The 2549-nt window shown below is 73.2% G+C and carries 2 protein-coding genes; one reads left to right on the forward strand and one right to left on the reverse strand.

Annotated features, from left to right (window positions below):
* Window positions 1–69: 69 nt before the first annotated feature.
* Window positions 70–771 (reverse strand): response regulator, encoded by a 702-nt coding sequence (locus tag H5J30_RS26785; protein WP_181789901.1) that lies wholly within the window; start codon window positions 769–771, stop codon window positions 70–72.
* A gap of 354 nt (window positions 772–1125) precedes the next feature.
* Here H5J30_RS26785 and H5J30_RS26790 point away from each other — a divergent pair.
* On the forward strand, window positions 1126–2549 hold a 1424-nt coding region (locus H5J30_RS26790; RefSeq protein ID WP_181789902.1), incomplete at its 3' end, for a WGR domain-containing protein.

Raw genomic sequence — 2549 nt, forward strand, 5'->3', positions numbered from 1 at the left:
CACACGCGTCACGTGGTCGGTGCCCCTCACCCGCCGGTGACCGGTCCTCCCGGTACGCCGCCGAGCCGATCACCGGTCCCGGGTGCCGTCGCCTTCGGGGCGTACGCCCTCCTCCGTGGCGATCACCGCGGCCTGGATGCGGCGCTCCACACCGAGCTTGCCCAGCAGCCGGGAGATGTTGTTCTTGACCGTCTTCTCCGAGAGGTAGAGCCGATCGCCGATCTCCCGGTTGGTGAGGCCCTCGCCGATCAGGGCGAGGATCTCCCGCTCCCGGGGAGCCAGGTCGGCGAGCGGACCCTGCTCCCCGGACTCCCCGGGCCCGCCCCGGAGGCTGTCCAGCAGCCGGCCGGTCGTGGCCGGGTCCAGCATCGACTGCCCCGAGGCGACCGTGCGCACGGCCGCGACCAGGTCGGAGTTCTTGATCTGCTTGAGTACGTAGCCCGCGGCACCGGCGAGGATCGCGTCCAGCAGCGCCTCGTCGTCGTCGAAGGAGGTGAGCATGAGGCAGGGGAGGTCCGGCACCCGGGAGCGCAGTTCCCGGCACACCGCGACGCCGTTGCCGTCCGGGAGCCTGACGTCGAGGACCGCCACGTCGGGCCGGAGCGCGGGACCGCGGGCCACCGCCTGACCGGCCGTCGACGCCTCGCCCACCACCCGGATGTCCGGCTCGTCCTCCAGCAGGTCCCGCAGTCCGCGCCGCACCACCTCGTGGTCGTCCAGCAGGAAGACGCGGATCGGCGCGGCGGCGCCGGACCCGCCCGGCCCGCTCACGGATCCCCGGGCGCAGGCGCGGACGGGCGCCCGCTGCCGAGCGCGACGACCCGCTGCGTCATCACGTCGCTGACCGGGTACGGCGAATGGTCCATGACGATCCTTCCGAGGCCGGAACAGGGCACAGCCCACGCACCGGACGAGCAAGGTCGGAATACCACCACGCCAGGGGACCCCGCTCGTGCGCGCCGAACTATCACCCGGACGGCGAGGCGGAAGCACCCTTCCGCGGCGTGCGGTGCCGGGGGTGCGACCGGCCTTCGTCGCCGGCGCCGGTGTCAGTGGCTCCTCCTACGATGCGTAGCGTTCGGACCGGCCGGAACGGGGCGGGTCCAGCCTGGGGAGGGGACTGGCATGGCTGCCGGGACTGCGGTGTCGACGACGTATCTGGAGCTGTCCCAAGAGGGCGGTGGCGCGCACAAGTTCTACGAGGTGAGCGTCGACGGCCTGCGGGTGACCGTGCGTTACGGGCGGATCGGGGCCGCCGGGCAGGTGCAGACGACGACGTTCGCGACGGCGCAGAAGGCGCAGGCGGCCGCCGCGCGGAAGGTGGGGGAGAAGGTCCGCAAGGGCTACGCGCCGGCCGTGCCGGGACAGCGCGCCCCGCGCGCGGTGACGCGGCGCTCGGTGGCTTCCGCGCCGTCCACGGCGCGCGCGGTGGCCCCCGTCGTGTGGCGGTTCCGCACGGGCTCCTCGGCGTTCGGCATCCACGTCGACGACGAGCGCTGCTGGGTGGGCAACCAGGCGGGCGACGTCTACACCCTGGACCACGACGGCGGGGTCCTCGCCCGGTTCGGCCTGCCGGACGGCGTCAAGTGCCTGGTCGCCGACGACTTCTGGATCTACGCGGGGTGCGACGACGGCCGGGTCTACGACCTCTCCTCGAAGCTGCCGTTCGCCGCGTACGACATCGCTGCGGACGTCGACATCTTCTGGCTGGACATCCACGAGGGCGTGCTGAACGTCTCCGACCGCGCCGGGCTGCTCACGGTCATCGACCACGAGGACGAGCACCAGTGGGCCCGCCGCAGCCAGGGCCGGCACGCCTGGCTCGTCCGTGCCGACGAACGGGCCGTCTACCACGGCCACCACCGCGGCGTCACCGCCTACGCGCCCGACGGCAGCGGCGAGTTGTGGCACACGTCCACCCGCGGCGGCGTCCTGTTCGGCTGGCAGGAGAACGACGCCGTGTACGCGGGCACCGCGCACCACGTCACCCAGCGGCTCTCGAAGGCCACCGGCGCCATCGAGGCCACGTACACCTGCGACAGCGCTGTGTACTCGTGCGCCACCTCGCCCGGCGGGCGCTTCGTCTTCGCGGGTGACTCGCAGTCCTCCGTCTACTGCTTCGACCGGGACGGCGCACGCCTGTGGAAGCTCGGCACGGGCGGCGGCTCGGCGCTCTCGATGCAGTACCGCGACGAGCGGCTGTACCTGGTGACCACCGACGGCTCCCTGGTGTGCGTGGACGCGAGCGAAGCGGCCATCGCCGCGGCGCAGCAGGGCACGGTGCCGGTGGCGCGGGACGTCAAACTCGACGCCGCCCTGCCGACGTACGCACCGGCCACGGCGGTGGCCGCGGTGGACACCGTCGCCCACGCCCCCGCGGGGACGGTCGTCGTCGAATGCGTACAGGACGGCGGCCGCGTGCGCGTGCACGTGGTCTCCGAGGGCTACCAGCCGTCGTGGAACGTCCAGTTCCCCCGTGCGATACGGGAACCGGGAGCGCGCTACGTCGTGGACGCCCTGCACGCGGCGGCCGGCGGCTTCTACCGGGT

The organism is Streptomyces phytophilus, assembly GCF_013870535.1.
Classification (GTDB): Bacteria; Actinomycetota; Actinomycetes; order Streptomycetales; family Streptomycetaceae; genus Streptomyces; species Streptomyces phytophilus.